This is a genomic window from Candidatus Levibacter sp. Uisw_134_01 (genome assembly GCF_047717795.1).
Taxonomy (GTDB): Bacteria; Pseudomonadota; Alphaproteobacteria; order Puniceispirillales; family Marisalimonadaceae; genus Marisalimonas.
Genome location: NZ_CP159808.1, coordinates 2,091,775 through 2,110,482, shown reverse-complemented (window position 1 = coordinate 2,110,482; position 18,708 = coordinate 2,091,775). Strand labels below are relative to the sequence as shown.

General features: G+C 32.0%; 16 protein-coding genes and 1 tRNA gene. 11 read left to right on the top strand and 6 right to left on the bottom strand.

The features are described 5' to 3' along the window. Nucleotides 1-34: 34 nt before the first annotated feature. From ABXT66_RS10705 to ABXT66_RS10685, 5 genes are all read right to left on the bottom strand, one after another. The gene (locus ABXT66_RS10705; RefSeq protein WP_443643502.1) at nucleotides 35-1,462 is read right to left on the bottom strand and encodes a DNA primase family protein; all 1,428 of its coding nucleotides are present in this window, start codon (nucleotides 1,460-1,462) and stop codon (nucleotides 35-37) included. Between the two features lie 380 nt (nucleotides 1,463-1,842). Next, entirely contained in the window at nucleotides 1,843-2,994 is a 1,152-nt protein-coding gene (locus tag ABXT66_RS10700) for a DUF6538 domain-containing protein (RefSeq protein WP_443643501.1), read from the bottom strand. 76 nt (nucleotides 2,995-3,070) lie between these two features. Continuing rightward, nucleotides 3,071-3,145, bottom strand: a tRNA-Gly gene (locus ABXT66_RS10695). A gap of 62 nt (nucleotides 3,146-3,207) precedes the next feature. Then, on the bottom strand, nucleotides 3,208-4,344 hold the full coding sequence (locus ABXT66_RS10690) for a DegT/DnrJ/EryC1/StrS family aminotransferase (protein WP_443643500.1): 1,137 nt from the start codon (nucleotides 4,342-4,344) through the stop codon (nucleotides 3,208-3,210). Between the two features lie 2 nt (nucleotides 4,345-4,346). Beyond that, the gene (locus ABXT66_RS10685) at nucleotides 4,347-5,312 is read right to left on the bottom strand and encodes a Gfo/Idh/MocA family protein (protein ID WP_443643499.1); all 966 of its coding nucleotides are present in this window, start codon (nucleotides 5,310-5,312) and stop codon (nucleotides 4,347-4,349) included. Between the two features lie 144 nt (nucleotides 5,313-5,456). Between ABXT66_RS10685 and trxA the strand changes: the two genes are divergently transcribed. From trxA to ABXT66_RS10670, 3 genes are all read left to right on the top strand, one after another. After that, nucleotides 5,457-6,347 carry a thioredoxin gene (gene trxA / locus ABXT66_RS10680; protein WP_443643498.1) on the top strand — a complete coding sequence of 297 codons (891 nt, stop codon included), beginning with the start codon at nucleotides 5,457-5,459 and terminating at the stop codon, nucleotides 6,345-6,347. A 34-nt stretch (nucleotides 6,348-6,381) separates the two neighbouring features. After that, complete coding sequence (locus ABXT66_RS10675) at nucleotides 6,382-7,014, top strand: LON peptidase substrate-binding domain-containing protein (RefSeq protein ID WP_443643497.1); 633 nt, start codon at nucleotides 6,382-6,384, stop codon at nucleotides 7,012-7,014. A gap of 85 nt (nucleotides 7,015-7,099) precedes the next feature. Beyond that, nucleotides 7,100-7,426, top strand: coding sequence for a gamma-butyrobetaine hydroxylase-like domain-containing protein (locus ABXT66_RS10670; protein ID WP_443643496.1), 327 nt, complete (start codon nucleotides 7,100-7,102; stop codon nucleotides 7,424-7,426). On the opposite strand, the gene ABXT66_RS10665 is transcribed toward ABXT66_RS10670, so the two are convergent. After that, nucleotides 7,427-8,641: an FAD-dependent monooxygenase gene (locus ABXT66_RS10665; RefSeq protein ID WP_443643495.1), complete on the bottom strand. Its 1,215-nt coding sequence runs from the start codon at nucleotides 8,639-8,641 to the stop codon at nucleotides 7,427-7,429. A gap of 94 nt (nucleotides 8,642-8,735) precedes the next feature. Between ABXT66_RS10665 and ABXT66_RS10660 the strand changes: the two genes are divergently transcribed. From ABXT66_RS10660 to ffh, 8 genes are all read left to right on the top strand, one after another. Beyond that, nucleotides 8,736-9,944 carry an aminotransferase class I/II-fold pyridoxal phosphate-dependent enzyme gene (locus ABXT66_RS10660; RefSeq protein ID WP_443643494.1) on the top strand — a complete coding sequence of 403 codons (1,209 nt, stop codon included), beginning with the start codon at nucleotides 8,736-8,738 and terminating at the stop codon, nucleotides 9,942-9,944. Between the two features lie 11 nt (nucleotides 9,945-9,955). Continuing rightward, nucleotides 9,956-12,349 (top strand): DNA translocase FtsK 4TM domain-containing protein, encoded by a 2,394-nt coding sequence (locus ABXT66_RS10655; RefSeq protein ID WP_443643493.1) that lies wholly within the window; start codon nucleotides 9,956-9,958, stop codon nucleotides 12,347-12,349. Then, nucleotides 12,350-12,976, top strand: a complete 627-nt coding sequence (locus ABXT66_RS10650; RefSeq protein ID WP_443643492.1) for a LolA family protein — start codon at nucleotides 12,350-12,352, stop codon at nucleotides 12,974-12,976. A 175-nt stretch (nucleotides 12,977-13,151) separates the two neighbouring features. Beyond that, on the top strand, nucleotides 13,152-13,937 hold the full coding sequence (xth, locus tag ABXT66_RS10645; RefSeq protein WP_443643491.1) for an exodeoxyribonuclease III: 786 nt from the start codon (nucleotides 13,152-13,154) through the stop codon (nucleotides 13,935-13,937). A 30-nt stretch (nucleotides 13,938-13,967) separates the two neighbouring features. Further along, nucleotides 13,968-14,780 (top strand): diaminopimelate epimerase, encoded by an 813-nt coding sequence (dapF, locus tag ABXT66_RS10640; protein WP_443643490.1) that lies wholly within the window; start codon nucleotides 13,968-13,970, stop codon nucleotides 14,778-14,780. Next, nucleotides 14,781-16,079 (top strand): tRNA (N(6)-L-threonylcarbamoyladenosine(37)-C(2))-methylthiotransferase MtaB, encoded by a 1,299-nt coding sequence (gene mtaB / locus ABXT66_RS10635; protein ID WP_443643489.1) that lies wholly within the window; start codon nucleotides 14,781-14,783, stop codon nucleotides 16,077-16,079. Nucleotides 16,080-16,101: 22 nt separating this feature from the next. After that, the gene (gene ftsY, locus ABXT66_RS10630) at nucleotides 16,102-17,040 is read left to right on the top strand and encodes a signal recognition particle-docking protein FtsY (RefSeq protein WP_443643488.1); all 939 of its coding nucleotides are present in this window, start codon (nucleotides 16,102-16,104) and stop codon (nucleotides 17,038-17,040) included. 135 nt (nucleotides 17,041-17,175) lie between these two features. Then, nucleotides 17,176-18,696, top strand: coding sequence for a signal recognition particle protein (ffh, locus tag ABXT66_RS10625; protein WP_443643487.1), 1,521 nt, complete (start codon nucleotides 17,176-17,178; stop codon nucleotides 18,694-18,696). Nucleotides 18,697-18,708: the final 12 nt, after the last annotated feature.

Sequence of the window (18,708 nt, the reverse complement as noted above, 5' to 3'; positions counted from 1 at the left end):
CCCTACATAGTCTACATGCAATTGTGTCTAAAGATTAAATGTTCAAACAACTACCATTATTCTTTAATTTTATGTCAACATAGATATAACCCTTACTTACTCTAGTCTTCTTTAGACCACGCTCCACCATTCGTTTACCAAAGAAAGTTTCAGATAGAGGGTTGGTGTTGTCGTCACTTGTGTTGTCGTTAGCCCAAGTGGTATATGCATTATAAAGGTCTCGAGCTTCCACCTGTGATCCAACTTCAACTCCAACTGTAAAATTGATAAAGTGACTTAAGACATCGTTTTCTGACTTGTACTCTTCAGTAGCTTCATCTATTGCCTTACAGGGACCAAGACCAGTTTTACCTCCTGATCTCTCGAGTTCTCTATACCAGTGATAGGCTCCATCAACGCACCACTTAAAGATACCATCTTTTTCTTGCAGGAGTTGATCATAAAGAGTTGAGTCAACTTTAGAACCTGAGAACCTCTGGTTAAAAGGGACAACCTTAATACGTCTCCAAAAGCCGAATGATCCATCCTTGGCATAGGGTAGGTGGTTCGTTAAAAAACACAGTTTAAACTCAGGCTTAAACTCAAAGGCTGACTTCATTAACTTTGTGCCTCTGAGTGTATCGCCACCGGTAAGTCTTTTTATGATCGCCTCGCTAAACCTAACATGACTGTCAGTCTCTGATGCAAGGGCAAACCTAATACCTTTGAGTTCGCCAACAGCCTCAAGTTCACGAACCCCAGACTTTTGTTTACTAAGGAATGTCTCAAAGTCAGCGGTTTTACTATAGTCACCGAGTATAAGCTTTATGATCTCAAACAACGTCGACTTGCCATTGGCACCTGTTCCATAGGCAATGAATAACTTTTGCTCTACTACTGAACCAGTTATGAAATATCCAATTGTTCTTTGAACCCATCTTATTAACTCAACGTCACTGCCAAAGATCTGATTGACAAATGACCTGAAAATAGGCGCTTTAGCACGTGGTTTATAAGAAGCCTTTGCTAGTTTGCTTATAAGTCTATGAGAACCGCTTGCTTGCAGACTTCTATCAGTTAAATCAATGACACCGTTTAAACAGTTAATTACGTGTGTATCTTGATCAAAGCTTGCCATAGAAACAATCATGTCTTTATGCTTTGATGCCATGCTAATCATTGAAAGGATTCTATGTTTACTTTGAGATGACTTTGACCACTTCAGCAGCTCTTGTCTTTTCAAACTATCTAAGCTAGCTAAAGCCTCTTTATCTATGCTCTCAATAGTTATAAAGCCTCTTTGTGTAGCTGTGACGTCATCTGCCTCATACCTCCATCTTATTCCATCCCATATAAACCAAGATCTAGATGAACCTGTAGATTTTAAAGTGTCTTTATGTTGGCTAACAAAGCGTTTCATGTTTTCCATATCGGTATAGTCATAGTTGTTTTGATTGTCGTTTTTTGATTTAGTCGTAGTCATATAGTCTCCTTTAGTCCTTCTTGAGGACAAATAAAAAAACACCACTTGATAATTCAAGTAGTGCTTATGGTTGATTGTTATTTGATTGTGAAAAACTACTAGTTTGAAATAGTTGTTTCTCAATGGGTGGACACAAAACACTTTATGTTAGTGAAAACCTAATGAAGAACAGTATTTCAGACGTTTTGGTTTAGTAGTTTCTCAGTGGGTGGACATAAGTCCCTATTTCTATCCTCAAACCCTTGCTGTGATTGGAAAAAAGATCAGATTCCTACAATTCTTGATTTACTGGTGATATGTACTAAGAAAAGTTGATTTATTTAGATCATTGAGAAAGAATTTCTGTCAGACTATTGTCACACTTAATATTCATAATAGAGTTAGTATTTAACAATTTTACTCAATACTTTAATTGTCTTTGCTAAAGAATAGCCATTTCCATATGATGATCCTACTTTATTATCCGACCATCCACCAATCTGATCTATCATTTCAGTAGGGCAATTTACCTCTCGAAGACGATCTCTCATACTATGCCTAAAGCTATGGATAACACAACGCTCAGGCACTCTTGATTTAAGCCATTTGTTTAAAGCAGCACTCGCTGAATTAGAACTACAATAATCTTTGTTTGTATAATGAGGGAATGCAAACGCATCATTTCTATTTGCAGAAATCTGTTGGGCTGCCCAAAGTGATAAGCCTACAAGAGGTATCTTTCTTTCGCTAGATTTAGTTTTTAATTGTCTAGAAGAGTTGGGAATAATATTAACGTAAGGGACATCTTCATAAAGTTTAAGATCATCGACTTTTAATCCAAGAGCTTCAGATAACCTCATGCCAGTATCAGATATAAGCGCTATTAACCATCTATTTGGGTCATTAATAATAACGCATTCTTCTTGTACTTTTCTGATGATATTAATTGGTATGGGCTGTCTTTTAAAAGTATCTTCAAGATCAGGGATATATGTTTTGGCAAAGGCATTTTTGCAACTCAGCCCATGCTCTTGAATGGATAAATTTATAATTGCTCGAATGATTGCAAACACCCTTTTAACCGTTGAAGAGACAAGTCCCCTATCTATCATGTGATCCCTAAAACGTGCCGCATCAGTAGTTGAATAAGCGTTTAAAGAACGGTCTTTTAAAAGTGCTATAACGTCGTTTACAGCTCTTCTGGAGGCTCTAAAAAAGACCTCACCCTTCCCTATTCCCTTTAGTTTAAAGTATGTTTGAAGAGCATTCGAGAGTTTCGGGTTTTGATCTATTTTAGGAGAATTTTGCAGGATTGTTTGCATAGGTAATGTTGTTAAATTTCCATTGTTTATTCTTAAAGTAAACCAGTATTGATTTAATTTAAGCAATATATTTTGGCTGAGATGAATTGCCTCTTTGATTGATTTTGTTTTCAAGCTAACGACAATTCTGACCTTTGCATAATGGTATCGTAAGTCTTGTGGAACCTGCTTGGAAAAATAAAACACCTCTCTTTTTTGATAGAGATATTTGCGGTTAAGTTTGTCTACCATTTTGTCTACCCATCAAAAGTTAATACTTTTAAGAGGTTGAAAATCTAGGGGAAAGCTTGGAGTTATGTACCAAAATTGGAGCGGGCGAAGAGATTCGAACTCTCGACATTCTCGTTGGCAACGAGATGCTCTACCACTGAGCTACGCCCGCATATTAATCATTTTTGGAATATATCATTGTAATTAATACTAGCAAGAAAAAATAAAAAAATATTAATTTTTTATAGCTTCAGCAATGCTTTTTACAATTAGAATTATGTCACTTTCACTTAAATAAGGATGCATAGGCAAAGACAAAACATTTTTAGACAAGTAAACCGTATTGGATAAACCTTCATGAGAAATTGGATACTTTTCATATGGTTTATGTTTATTTAATGGGATAGGGTAATATACAGCTGTTGGAATATTTTTGGATTTTAAGTTTTCTTGCAATGTATCTCTATTAATATCATCAGGAAGGATAATAGTATATTGAGCCCAACTACTAGTAGATTCCTTAATTAAGACAGGCGTTTTAATGCCTAGATTTAGTTGGTTTAGGTGTTTGTTATAATTATCTGCCACGTTTTGTCTTTTTTTCAATTCCAATGGAAAAATGTTTAACTTTTCTAACAAAATAGCAGCTTGAATAGTAGATATTCGAGCATTCATACCAATTCTGTCGTATTCGTATCTTACTTTACCCATACCATGCACATGAGAAGAATTTGCAATTTCATAGATTTTTTCATTGTTGGTAAATAGAGCTCCTCCATCACCATAACAGCCAAGCGGCTTAGCAGGAAAAAAAGACGTGGCACTAACTTCACAAAGGCTTCCAACAGGTTTGTTATTATATGTCGAACCAAAAGATTGAGCGGCATCGTCAAGAACCCATAAATCATGATTTTTTGCAAAGTTATTTATTGGATCCATATCAGCTGGCTGCCCAAATAGCCCTACAGGCATTATTCCTTTGACATTTATACCAAGTTTATTTGCCGTTTTTAATGCATCATCCAATTTAGTGGGATCCAGATTAAATGTATGACTATCAACATCAATAAAAATAGGTATAGCGCCAAGTAATGGCATAACCTCTGCTGATGAAGCAAATGTAAATGCAGGAACAATAACCCCTTCTCCAGGTTTAAGCCCTAACCCAAGAAGGGCTAGCAGAAGAGCGTCTGTTCCACTAGAACAGCATAAAACATATTTTGAGTTAGAAAACAATCCAAGTTTTTTTTCTAATTCTTTTACCTCCGGACCTAGTATGTATTGACCATGATCTAATACAGTTTGAATTCGTTTATCAATCTTAGAACGAATTTGGTCTTGTTGAGATTTTAAGTCAATAAACGGTATCATTATTATCCTAGTTTTTTATCAATCATTTCCATAACAGTTTGAACTTTTAAGGCTTCTTTATGATCTGTTAAAGGGTTTTGCCTGGTTTGTATAGAGTTAATAAATTCCCGTAATTCATTTTTTAATGGTTCGTTTTCATTAACTTTAATCTTTTCAAGAGGGTAAAAATTTATAGTATTATCTTCATTGATAATAGACGGGTTGAAAGTTAATTTATTAGACCAGTCTCTTGTATCGTCAAATATTAATGACCCTTTGGTACCAATTACAGAAAATCTATGTTCTTTATAAGGGCACATCCAATCACAATTAATTAATGCAGTTACCTTCTCATTAAATGATAACTTTACACTTATAGCGTCAGGACCAAGATTTGAATTATGATGAATGGATTGAACTTGTAAATTAGTTGGTAAAATTTTTGTTATAGACAATATCATAGAGATATCGTGAGCAGCCAAGTCATATACAACAGATTCATTTTGCCTAACTAACCCTAAAGCCAGGCGATGAGCTCTTATGTTTTTAATAGAACCTATTTTATCTTGATCAATAAGGTTTTTCATTTTTATAAAAGCATTGTGATAGTTTAGAAGATGGCCAGCCATTAAAACTTTATTTTTTTCTTCAGCTAAATCTGAAATATTTTTGGCATCGGATAAAGATAAACAAAATGGTTTTTCTATTAAAACGTCTTTGTTATTTAAAAGCGCTTGTTTCGCTATATTTATATGGGTGTCTGCTGAAGAAGCTATAACTATGCCATCAATATCTTTATTAGAAAAAATTTCTTTTAAAGAGTAGTTGGGTAATTCTAAATCATTTGATATTTTTTTAGATATATTAGAATGTGGATCATAAATGCATGATAGAGCATTCATTTCAGAGAGATTTCGTGCAATATTTTTGCCCCAATTACCACAACCAATTAAGGCTATTTTGATGTTATCACTTTTGTCTAAATCCATATTTTTAACTATTTAATATTGGTATACTCTAATTGAATATACTTACTTTTATGATTGGTCAATTGTAGTATTTTGTAATAAATTGTTGAAAAATATTTCAGTGTCATCATATATAAACTATAAACACAGGAGCCCTATTAAGTTATGGAAATTAATGTAAGCAGTAATATTAAAGATGTTACAACAGACAATTTTATGAGTGATGTAATTGAATCTTCCAAAGAAAAACCAATAATTGTAGATTTCTGGGCTCCGTGGTGCGAGCCGTGTAAGCAACTTGGACCTTTATTAGAGGATGCGGTTAAAGAGCAAAAAGATAAGATAACATTAGCTAAAATTGATATAGATCAAAATCAAGAAATTGCTGCTCAATTAAGAATACAATCTATTCCTACGGTCTATACTTTTTTTGAAGGTAAGGTTGTAGATGGTTTTCAAGGATCAAAGACTAATAGTGAGATATTGGACTTTGTTAAAAAATCAGCAAATCTTTCAGGCCCAGGAGAAGAAGTTGAAAATTTGATATCTATGGCCAAACTATCAATCGAAGAAAGGAATTGGAACGATGCAAATGAAATTTCTCAAAAAATATTAACTTTAGATCCCGAAAATCATATTGGCTTTGCTTCTTTAATTAAATCCATGATAGGACTTAATCAATTTTCGGATGTAAGAGAAATTGTTGACGCTTTATCCGCAGAGATAAAGGAATCAAAACCAGTAGTGGAAGCTTTGAAGTCACTTGAACCGTCAGAAAAAGCATTTAAAGCTCAAGAAAACATTCAAGATTTAGAAAAGCAACTTCAAAACGATCCTAACAATTTAGAAAACTTGCAAGAAATGGCTGTGGCTCTTTACGGAAAAGGAGATATAGCTACATCTTTTGATTTGCTTTTAAAATCAATAGAGAAAGATAAAGAATGGAATGATCAAGCTGCAAGAAAACAATTAATAGAATTTTTCTCGTCAGCTGGTTTTGATGCAATTGAGACTATAAATGCCAGAAGAAAACTTGCTTCTCTTTTGTTTTCATAAATTTTTTAGATTTTAACTACAGGATATAAAAATATTGTATAAACCACTAAAACAAATTCCAATTTTTCCACTCCAGGGAGTAGTAATGTTTCCCAATACTTATCTTCCCTTAAATATCTTTGAACCACGCTATTTGAAAATGATAGATAAAGCTCTTGCAACAGAATCTAGACTGATTGGAATGATACAACCAATGGTGGTTAAAGATAAATTGGATGCAAGTTTTCATAAGGTGGGTTGTGCTGGAAAGATTATTAAGTTTGAAGAAGTCGAAGATAATAGATATCTGATCACTCTTAAAGGATTAAGTAGGTTTAATTTGATTAAAGAAAAAACTAATGATGAAAATTTTAAGGTTGCTGAAATAGATTCTAGTAATTTTGTTAAGGATCTTCAAAAAGAGAAAGTTAAAGAAGGTTTTGGTAATCTAAAAACAGCTTTAAAAAAATATTTTCACGTAAAAGATATTAGAGTAAACACTGAAATAATTGATGCATGCAAAGATTATAATCTGGCTGATCAGATCGCTATGATCTGTCCACTTGATTCAGAAGAAAAACAATTACTTTTAGAAACATTATCTATAACAAAAAGAAACGCATTATTATTATCAATAATTGAAAGTTATACTAGTGAAGCTAATATTTCTGAAGTTATTAAACATTAAAAGGGTTTATAATGATTTTACTTTCTTTATTGGATTCAACATACTATTGATAGAAAAGTTAAAATTATAAAAAAGATTATATATAATGAATGCTTGGCCTTTATCAATAAAAAAAATGCAAGACGGTAAGGAGTTATTAATCCTATTTGATGATAATTCTGAATTTTCCATTTCAGCAGAGTTGCTAAGAGTTGAGGGGCCATCTGCTGATATTCAAGGTCATGGCGGTCCAAAAATTATAGTTAAAAATAAGAATGATATTCTTATCAGTAGAATAGAAGAAGTTGGAAATTACGCAATTAGGATAATATTTTCTGATGACCATAGTTCAGGTATTTTTAGTTGGGATTTATTATACGATTTTGGAAAAAACCAAAAAAAATATTTGAATAATTATTATAACTCGCTTTGATTATTTGGCAGCAAGTTTGCTGAAAATATTCTTTAATTTACTTTTGTTCAAAGTCTCCATACCTTTAGATAATATTGTTTGAGCAATATTTGAATTTGAAGCAAACCCATAGAACAAGAAATCAGTAATGGCTGTCATTGCAATAGTTTTGGATAATCTATCTTTCTTGTAAGAATTCAAAATAGAGATATCACCTAGATCATTCCCAAACTTTGAGCTCTCTTCTATTGAATTCAGAACAGAAACACAGTCTCTCATAGCTAGATTTAAACCTTGACCGGCAAGAGGATGTATAGAATGAGCAGCGTCACCAATCAACATAGCTCTATTAGCTGTTGGATTAATAATAAAGTTTAAATCCAAAGGCCAAGAAGAGAGATTATTGTTTAAATTATTAATTTTTTTTATGGGTTTGAAATTTAGATTAAAATTAGAGAAAAAATTTTCTAATTTTTCACATATATATTGTTCAGGATTATTTTTTGATAGGATATTGTTATATTTAGTTTCCTCTACGCTCAAAACAAAATTTATTTTATTCTTGTTTTCAAATGGAAGTAATCCTATTGGCCCTAATTCAGTAAAAGCTTGAGTTGCTGTTAACTTGTGGTCTTTTGATTGTTCTAAGAAGCCTGATATAGCTATGTGACCAGTTTTTTTTAGAATAGTTTTGATTAATAGTAATTTTCTTAATTGAGAATTCTTTCCATCTGCACATAAAACTAGATTTGTTTTGATATAATGTTTGTCATTAAAATACAAAGTTCTTTCGAAATTATCGCATGTAGTGTTAGTAACAAAATTTTCAAATTTTTGTATATCATCTAATTTTGAAAAAATAGAATCTAACATAACTTTATTTTTTACTACTGCTCCAAAGTTTTGTTCTTTGTTGGAGTTATTCCAAATCAATGGAGTTGTGTTTTTTTTGCCAAAAACTTGGATTTTTTTTACATTTGTGTAATCACTTTTTTTTAGATCACGCCAAATATTTAATTTACTTAATAGTTCAATACTCTCTTCATTGTAAAAAGTTGTTCTAAGATCATTTGGTATTTTAATATTTGGCATAATCCATGCGATATCGTTCGTATTAAATAATTTTGATTTTTTTAATAGCAGAGCCATGATAGCTCCTGTCATACCACCTCCTACAACACATATTTTATAAAAATGTTCTTGGGGTAAAGGTTGTTTATTTGTTAATGATTTCATATTATCGAACTTTATTAATTGTGATGTATTAGTTTTAACTATTTATAACTATAATATATAATTTAAATAAATTATTAATTTTTTAAGAGGTCAAATGGTTAATTCAGATTATAATGTATTAAAAGATTGGATGTTTGGTAAACTAAATTTTCTTTTAGAAGATTTAGACCCAAACCCTAACTATCCTATATTAAAAATGTCATTGGGTGAACCAACTCTAAAAATGCCTGATTTTGTCAGACATGAATTATCTGTCAATTTTAATGAGTGGGGGAAATATCCCCCTAGTGCAGCAATTCCTGAATTAAGTAATAGTATATTTAAATATATAGAAAGAAGAAATCCAGGAGCAGAAAAAATTATTAATATAAATAAAAATATTGTACCTGTTCCTGGTACACGTGAACCTCTACACTTAGTTGGATTACTAGCTAAGAACACAAAAGCTGGAGAAACAACAGCAATAGTAACTAATCCTTTCTACCATGCATGGCGTGCCGGAAGTATTTCGAGTGGATCTAAAATTTATTGGTTAAACGCTTTGCCAGAAAATCAATATCTTCCAAATATATTAGATATTCCTGAAAAAATATTAGATACCTGCGTCATAATGTATCTTTGCTCTCCGTCAAATCCGCATGGTGGGATAGCAAGTTTAAACTATTTAAAAAATGCAATTTTATTAGCTAGAAAATACAATTTTATTCTTGCTATTGATGAATGTTATAGTGATATTTACAGACTAAATAAACCCAAACCAGTCGGTGGATTAGATGCTGCTTTAAGCTTAGGTGACAATCTGGATAATTTAATTGTTTTTAATTCCTTGTCAAAAAGAAGCAATGCAAGTGGTATGAGAGCAGGTTTTATAGTTGGTGACGAAAAAATAATAGATAGTTATAAATTATTAGTTTCTAATGGGGCATCACCAGTACCTATACCAATACAAAAAGCCGCGGCATCCTTGTATGCCGATGAAGATCATAATACAAAAGCTTGCATACATTATGATCAAAATTTTCAAATTGTAGAAGAATATTTAAAACCATTTTATAAGGATTTCAAAGTTCCAGATGGAGGATTTTTTCTGTGGTTAAAAGTAGATGATGATGAAAAAGCAACTAAAACCTTATGGAACAAATTTTCATTAAGAGTTATGCCTGGAAGGTATATGGCAAAAGAAGTAGACGGATTTAATCCTGGAAAAGGTTACTTAAGAATTGCTATAGTTGATGATAAAGAAGTCGTTGAAGATGCCATGAAAAGAGTTTCTTTATTTTTAAAATCAAAATTGACAAAATAATTGGGTTTTCAGTGAATAAATTAAATGAAGAAATAAAAGAAAAGTTGTCAAATAAGGTCTTTCATTCTGTCTTTACCTTGATTCTTCTTTTCACCTCTATATCATTCTGTTTAATTTTAGTTTCTTTTAGTCCAGATGATCCAAGTTGGGGGTTTGCATCAAATAAAGTCCCAACAAATTTGTATAGCAGCTATGGAGCGTGGATTGCAGGCTTTGTAATAAGAGAATTTGGAATTTTTCCAGGATTGCTAAGCTCTGTAGTATTGTTTATTTGGGCTATAAAATTATTTAACAGGTCTGTTTTTAAGTTTTTAAAGTTAAAATTATTTACTTTTTTATTAATGATTATTTTTAGTACATTAGGTGGCATCTATCTAGAAGATGTATTAAATAATAATTTACAACTTAAGTATTCAATAATAAATCAAAATGGTTTAGCCGAGTGGGGGTTTTTAAAAATAACAAATGAAATCAGTATTCAATTTAAAACAGATCAATTTTATACAAATGTAACTTTTGGTGTATGTTCATTAATAATTTCTTTAATAATGTTTTTTTGGTTGTTGTCATTGGGAGAGAAAGAGACTAAATTTTTGAAATTTATTTTGCGTCCCTTTTATCTACCAATTATATGGGTATTAAGCATATTATATAACCTTTTTTTTATTTCTCAAAAAAATTATGAAAATGCAACAACACAAAATTTAAATAACTTTAATTTATTTAATTTTATTAAAACTCTTTATCTGAAGTTTACACATGAGAATAATTTTATTGAGCGAAAATTACCTAAACTTAGAAAAAAACCTATTTCAGTTAAAAATCAAAAAGATAATGATATCTCCAAAAAGACCACTAACAGAAATAACTCTGTTCAACAAAATTTACAACTTAGTTCAGAGAATGGTTTTGTACTGCCACCAGTAACATTATTAAAAAACATAACTGAGGATATTAAGCCACCAAGTAAAGAGACTTTAGATGCAAATGCTAAGGTTCTTGAAGGAGTATTATCTGACTATTCAATAAATGGAAATATAGATACAGTAAGATACGGACCTGTAGTAACTAGGTACGATTTACAACCCGCACCAGGATTAAGAAGCCAAAGAGTTGTGTCTCTTGCTGAAGATATTGCCAGATCAATGACTGTTGAGGCTGTAAGAGTAGCCATGGTGTCAGGACAAAATGTTATAGGAATTGAATTACCCAATAAAATTAGAGAAACAGTTTTATTGAGAAACATCTTAGAACATGAAGAGTTTCAAAATTCACGTTTTAATCTCCCAGTTTGTTTAGGTAAAAATATTGCAGGATATCCTGTAGTGGTAGATTTAGCCAAAATGCCTCATCTTTTAGTAGCAGGAACAACTGGATCAGGTAAATCAGTTGGGATTAATGCGATGATACTCTCATTATTGTATAAACATACCCCTGAGACGTGTCGTCTTATAATGATAGACCCTAAAATGCTTGAGTTATCGGTCTATGATGGAATTCCACACTTGTTGACACCTGTTGTAACAGATCCAAATAAGGCAATAGTTGCACTGAAGTGGGCTGTAAGAGAAATGGAAACTAGATACATGTCAATGAGTAAGTTAGGAGTTAGGAATATTGACAGTTATAATACCAGATTAATTGAAGCTAGAAAAAAAGGTGAAGTCCTAACTAAAAGTATTCAAGTAGGTTTTGATCCAGATACAGGACAAGCAATTTTTGAAGATCAACATATTGATCTAACACCTATACCATTTATTGTAGTTGTAATAGATGAGGTGGCAGACTTGATGTTGGTAGCAGGAAAAGAAATAGAATCAGCTGTCCAAAGACTAGCTCAAATGGCAAGAGCAGCTGGCATTCATGTTGTAATGGCAACACAAAGACCTTCAGTGGATGTAATTACAGGCACTATTAAAGCAAATTTTCCAACAAGAATATCCTTTCAAGTAACTAGTAAGATTGATAGTAGAACTATATTAGGTGAACAAGGCGGTGAACAGTTATTAGGGCGTGGCGATATGTTGTACATGGCTGGAGGTGGTAAGTTAACTAGAGTTCACGGTCCATTCGTGGAAGACGGTGAAGTCGAAAAAGTTACTAAATTTTTGTCTGATCAATCTATTCCTGATTATGATGAGACAATAACTGAAGAGCCAGAAAGTTCTTATAATGAGAGTGTTTATGGGCTTGCTAATAAAAATAACAATCAAAATGATGAATTATATGATCAAGCCGTTGCTTTAATAGCTAGAGAAAGAAAAGCAAGTACATCTTTTATTCAGAGATATTTTAAAATTGGTTACAATAGAGCAGCAACAATAATAGAAAAAATGGAAGAAAACAATGTCATTTCTAAACCAGGAAGAGCTGGGAAAAGAGAAGTCTTAATAGAGGATAATTAGGTGAAACTTAATCAAACGATACCAATTTCTCTAATTTATTTTTTGTTAACAATTTTCTTATGTTTTTTTGGAGTTCCAATAATAAATGCTGCAGAAAAAACTAACTCTATATTAAAAGTAGAAATTTTTTTTAAGAACCTTAAAACTTTAGAGGCTGATTTTATACAAGTAAGTCCTTCAGGTAAAACCAGTGAAGGAAAAATATTTTTAGATTTACCAGGAAAATTAAGAATAGACTATAACCAACCTAACAATATTCTCATAACAACTAAAGGGTTTTGGATTGTCATACAGAATAGAAAATTAAAGTCTACAAATAATATTCCTTTGAACCAGACCCCTTTTTCAATTTTATTAGAAAACAAAATTAACTTTAATAACAAAGATCTTATTGTAGACTTAGAAAAAATATTAGGAATTATTGTTTTAAAAATTAAACTTGCCAAAAACAAGCAGGCTGGAGAGTTAATTTTAGAATTTTCAGAAAAACCTTTTCTTTTAAAAAAATGGATTATTAGGGATATTGTTGGAGACGAAACAACTGTCTTAATTCAAAATGCTAAATATAATCAAAAACTACCATTTGCAATTTTTTTCCCAGATGATTTTCCAGAACCTAATAATTAAAAATTTGATATCAAATGTCTATAAATAATCTTTTTGAAAAAGGTAATGAATTTTTTCTTGTACAAAATCATATTGCAGGTTTAGAGGTATATAAAGAGACTTGGTTTTAACACTCTGAAAATATAAGATAAAGTGACGAAATAAAAAAAATAAAAAATTAAACAAAGAGATTTTTGTGAAAATAGCAACCTGGAATATTAACTCTGTTAGGCTTAGATTAAATCAAGTTTTAAGGTTTATTCAAGAACAACAAATTGATGTTATATGTTTGCAAGAAACAAAAACACAAGATCAATTTTTTCCTTTAGAAGATTTCAAAAAAATTGGAATGAAATATCAAATATTTAGAGGTGAAAAGTCTTATAATGGCGTAGCTATTATATCTAAAATTCCATTTGAAGTTAATAGCTATATAAATTGGTGTGAAAAAAGTGATACTAGACATGTTTCTGTAAAATTAAGTAATAAAGTTGAACTCCATAATTTTTATGTGCCTGCAGGTGGTGATGAGCCAGATGTTTCTAAAAATTTAAAGTTTGAACATAAAATTTCTTTTCTAAATGAAATGGAAGAATTTTTCTCAAAAGATGTAAAAAATAATAAAATTTTAGTTGGTGACTTAAATATTGCACCATTAGAAAATGACGTTTGGTCACATAAACAGTTACTAAATGTAGTTTCACATACTCCTTTAGAAACAAGACTATTATTAGAAATTATTAATTCTGGTGAGTGGGTTGATGTAATGAGAGAAATTATTCCCCATGAAGAAAAACTTTATTCTTGGTGGTCTTATAGAAATAGAAATTGGGAAATATCAAACAGAGGTAGGCGTTTAGATCATGTATGGGTTTCTAAAAACTTATTCTCTAAAGTTAAATCTGGTGTTATTTATAAAGACACTAGAAATTGGGAAAGACCATCTGATCATGTGCCTATTATTATAGATATCAATATTTGACTTTATTATTAATTTTTAAGGATATATTTTTTGAAAATACCATTTATTAAAATGCATGGGTTAGGAAATGACTTCATTATTTTTGATAATATTAAAAATCCAATTATACACCAACCAGATTTTGTTCAACAGATGAGCAATAGAAGAATTGGAGTAGGTTGTGACCAGTTAATGATTATTGAAAACACCAGCATAAAAGAAAACTTCAAGGTAAAGATGTATAATTCAGATGGTTCTGAAACGGGAGCGTGCGGAAATGGTGTGAGATGCATTGCTGATTATTTAATGAAAAAAGAAAATATAGATAATTTGTACATTGAAACAATTTCAGGAAAATTAAAGTGTAATAAAGATAAACGTGATGTTACTGTTAATATGGGTAGACCGAGATTTGAGTGGAATGAAATTCCTCTTGCAAAGATACAGAACACCCAAAAAGTGTTTTTAAATGATTTTGAAGCTTTTTGCTTGTCAATGGGTAATCCGCATGCAGTAATATTTCTTCCTAATTCATTAGAATTGAATAAATTAGACATAGAAAAAATTGGCCCTATTTTAGAAAAAAACTCTGTTTTTCCTCAATTTGCAAATATAGAATTTGCATGTGTTTTGGAGAATGGTGTTATAAGGATGAGGGTGTGGGAAAGAGGTGTAGGAATTACGCAAGCATGTGGTTCGGGAGCATGTGCTACATCAGTCGCAGCTTCAGTTCTTGGTTTAAGTTCTAAAAATAATAAAATTATACTAGACGGTGGTAATTTATATATTAAGTGGTTAGAAGATAAAACTGTTACACTCACTGGAATGACAGAAAGAGTGTTTGAAGGTATATTGGAATATTAATTGACTGCAAATATCAAAAATAAAAACTCAATACCAGAAATTAAGACTTTTGGTTGCAGGCTTAATATTTGGGAAAGCCAGGTTATAAGTGACCATGCCAGTAAGTATGGGCATAGTGACCTTATTATCTTTAATACATGTGCAGTAACCAGTGAAGCGGAAAGACAAGCTCGGCAAGCAATACGATCAACAAAAAAAGATCGCCCTGATGCTAAAATATTGGTTACAGGATGTGCTGCTCAAATAAATCCAAAAATATGGAATGAAATGCCTGAAGTAAATTTTGTGGCAGGAAATAGAGAAAAATTAGATGAGAAGTTTTGGGAAAATTTTGGTATAAACAATGACATTAAATCCCCTAATAACATTTTTGTAGATGACATAATGAATGTTAAAGAAACTTCTGAACATCTCGTTGATTCTTTTAATAATCATACTCGAGGTTTTGTTCAAGTTCAAAACGGCTGTGATCATAGATGTACTTTTTGCATCATTCCGTTTGGGAGAGGTCCAAGCAGATCTGTTTCCACTCAAAATATTATAAACTCAATAAATTCATTGTTAAAAAATGGAGTTAAAGAAGTTGTATTAACAGGTGTAGATTTAACCTCATGGGGTGGTGATATTTTTGGAAAACCAAGTTTAGGATTGTTAGTAAAAAAGATTTTAAAAAATATACCTCATTTACCTCGATTAAGATTATCTTCAATTGATCCTGCTGAAGTTGATTTTGAGTTAATGGACGCTATAGAAAATGAAGAGAGATTGATGCCACATATTCATTTGTCTATTCAACATGGAGACGATCTTATTTTGAAAAGAATGAAAAGACGTCATTTGAATAGGGATGTAATTAATTTTGTTAAAGAAGTAAAAAGAAGAAGATCAGATATTGTTTTTGGTGGTGATTTTATTTCTGGGTTCCCAACTGAAGATAACAAATCACACCAAAAAAGTATTGATTTAATTAAGGCTGCTGACATTACGTATGTTCATGTTTTCCCATATTCAGATAGAGAAGGGACGCCGGCTTCAAAAATGCCAAAGGTATCTGGTGCTGTCATAAAAAAAAGAGCTAAAGATTTAAGGGTGCTTGCTGAAACACAACGTCAAAATTTTTTTAAAACTCAAGTTGGAACCATACAAGATGTTCTTATAGAAAAAAATTCTGTTGGTTATGCACCTAACTTCTCTAAAATAAAGGTAAATAAAATAGTTGAATGTAGTAATATTGTATCTACTAAAATTTTAGATTTTAACTCAGAAGGTCTTGTAGGTTGCGTCAATGAAAATTTATAATATTATTACGAGATTATAAAATATGGCACTAAACTGGTTTAACAAGCTAAAAAATGGATTAAGTAAATCTGCATCCAAAGTTGGAGGAGCTTTAGCTTCGGTTACAGGAAAAAAGACTGTAGACCAGCTAACGCTTGATGATATTGAAGATCAACTGATATTAGCAGATTTAGGTATTGAAGCATCAGCTCGTATAACAAAAAAAATTAAAGACCAAAAATTTGAATTAAATGATAAAAAGGAAATCACACCACAAGTTATTACTGAAACTGTTGCATCTGAAATTGAAGAAATTTTATTACCTTGTGAACTGAGTCTTTTTGATAATATTACAGCTAAGCCACATGTTTTGTTTTTAGCAGGTGTAAATGGATCCGGAAAAACAACTACTGCTGGTAAGATTGCAGAGCAGTTTAGGTTGCAAAATAAATCTGTTATATTAGCTGCGTCTGATACATTTAGAGCTGCAGCTGTAGAGCAATTAAAAACTTGGGGTCAAAGAGTTGGAGCACAAGTTGTTTCTGGAGTAGATGGTGGAGATTCAGCGGCGGTTGCATTTCAAGCTTTTCAAAAGGCACAAAAGGAGAATGTAGACATTGTAATAGTAGATACTGCTGGAAGACTCCAAAATAAAAAAGATTTAATGGAAGAGCTAACGAAAACTTGTAGAGTATTAGCAAAATTAGACGAAAATGCACCGCACCAAAAAGTTGTTGTACTTGACGGTACAGTTGGACAAAATGCTCATTCACAACTTGAGAACTTTAATGAAGCTATTGGTTTAACAGGTATCATTGTTACTAAACTAGACGGTAGCGCAAAAGGTGGAGTAGTTGTTTCTCTTGCAGAAAAATTTAAAATTCCTATACATTCTGTCGGCGTTGGAGAAGGTTTGGATGATTTACAATCTTTTAATGCATCTTCTTTTTCTCGTGCTATTGCAGGTTTAGATGAATTATAGGATTTTATTTAAACTTGACTTAGATACAAGATTTATATAACTAACAAGAATAATATATTTTAGAATTATTTTAACGCGCGTCCTTGAGTTTCAAGCACGGGCGTATTTTTGCTTAGAGATTAAGACGGAATTTACATGTTTGAGAATTTAACAGACAAACTGGGTAATGTTTTTAAAGGCCTTACCAAAAGAGGTTCACTCTCTGAAGGTGATGTTGATAAAGCACTTAAAGAGGTGCGATCAGCATTGCTAGAAGCTGATGTGGCATTGTCAGTGGTAAAAGAATTTATAGATAAAGTAAGAGTTAGGGCAGTAGGTGAAGAAGTTTTAAGATCTGTAACCCCTGGTCAGCAAGTTATAAAAATAGTAAATGATGTCTTAATTGAAGTTCTTGGTTCTGATCAATCTGAACTCTTAATTGATCATGCACCACCAGCTGTTATATTGCTAGTTGGTCTTCAGGGCTCAGGTAAAACCACGACTGCAGGTAAGTTAGCTTTACATTTAAAGTCTAAGAAAAGAAAAAAGGTAATGCTTGCGTCACTTGATATTTATAGACCTGCTGCTAGAGAACAACTTAGAATTTTAGGTGAACAAGCTGAAGTTTCTGTGTTGCCTGAAATAGATGGAGAAAGTCCAGAAAAAATAACTAAAAGAGCAATGGCAGCTTCTAAAGTTCAAGCAATAGACGTTTTGATACTTGATACAGCAGGAAGAACTACTATAGACACGGCTATGATGTCTGAAGCTCAAGAAGTTTTTAAACTGTCTAATCCTTCTGAGACATTATTAATAGCTGATGCAATGACTGGTCAAGATGCTGTCCAAACAGCTAGGGCTTTTTCAGAATTAATCAAAATTTCTGGTGTTGTTTTAACTCGTACTGATGGTGATGCCAGAGGTGGTGCGGCTTTATCAATGAGATCAGTTACTGGTTGCCCAATAAAATTTGTGGGTGTTTCTGAAAAATTAGAAGGTTTAGAACCTTTTCATCCTGACAGAGCTGCTGGCAGAATATTGGATATGGGAGATGTTGTTTCTTTAGTTGAAAAAGCAGCTGAAACAATCGCTGAAGAAGATGCTGCTCATATGATGAAAAGAATGTCTCAAGGCAGTTTTGATATGAACGACATGCTAAAACAAATCGGGCAGTTAAAAAAAATGGGTGGTTTAGGCGGAGTAATGTCAATGTTACCTGGTATTGGTAAACTTCAAAAACAAATGGCGGCTAACAATTTTAATGACAAAGCGATTTCTAAACAAGAAGCTATTATTTACTCAATGACAAAGAAAGAAAGAATAAATGTGGCGTTGTTAAACGCATCTCGAAGAAAAAGAATTGCTTCAGGATCAGGAACTGTTGTTTCAGATGTAAATCGACTAGTAAAACAACAACAAGACATGGCTCGTATGATGAAAAAAATGGGCAAAATGGGTGGCCTTGGTGGATTAAAGAATATGATGTCATCTTTAGGTGGATCTAATCAAGATGCACCTATTAGTGATGGACAAATGCCAGCAATGGACCCTGAAAAGATGGCACAATTGCAAAAAATGATGGGTGGTAACATGCCAAATTTAGGAAATATGGCTAATAAATTTGGAGGAATGGGCTTGCCTGGTTTAGGTGGAAAGCCTTCAAAAAAGAGACGATAAATTTAATTAACT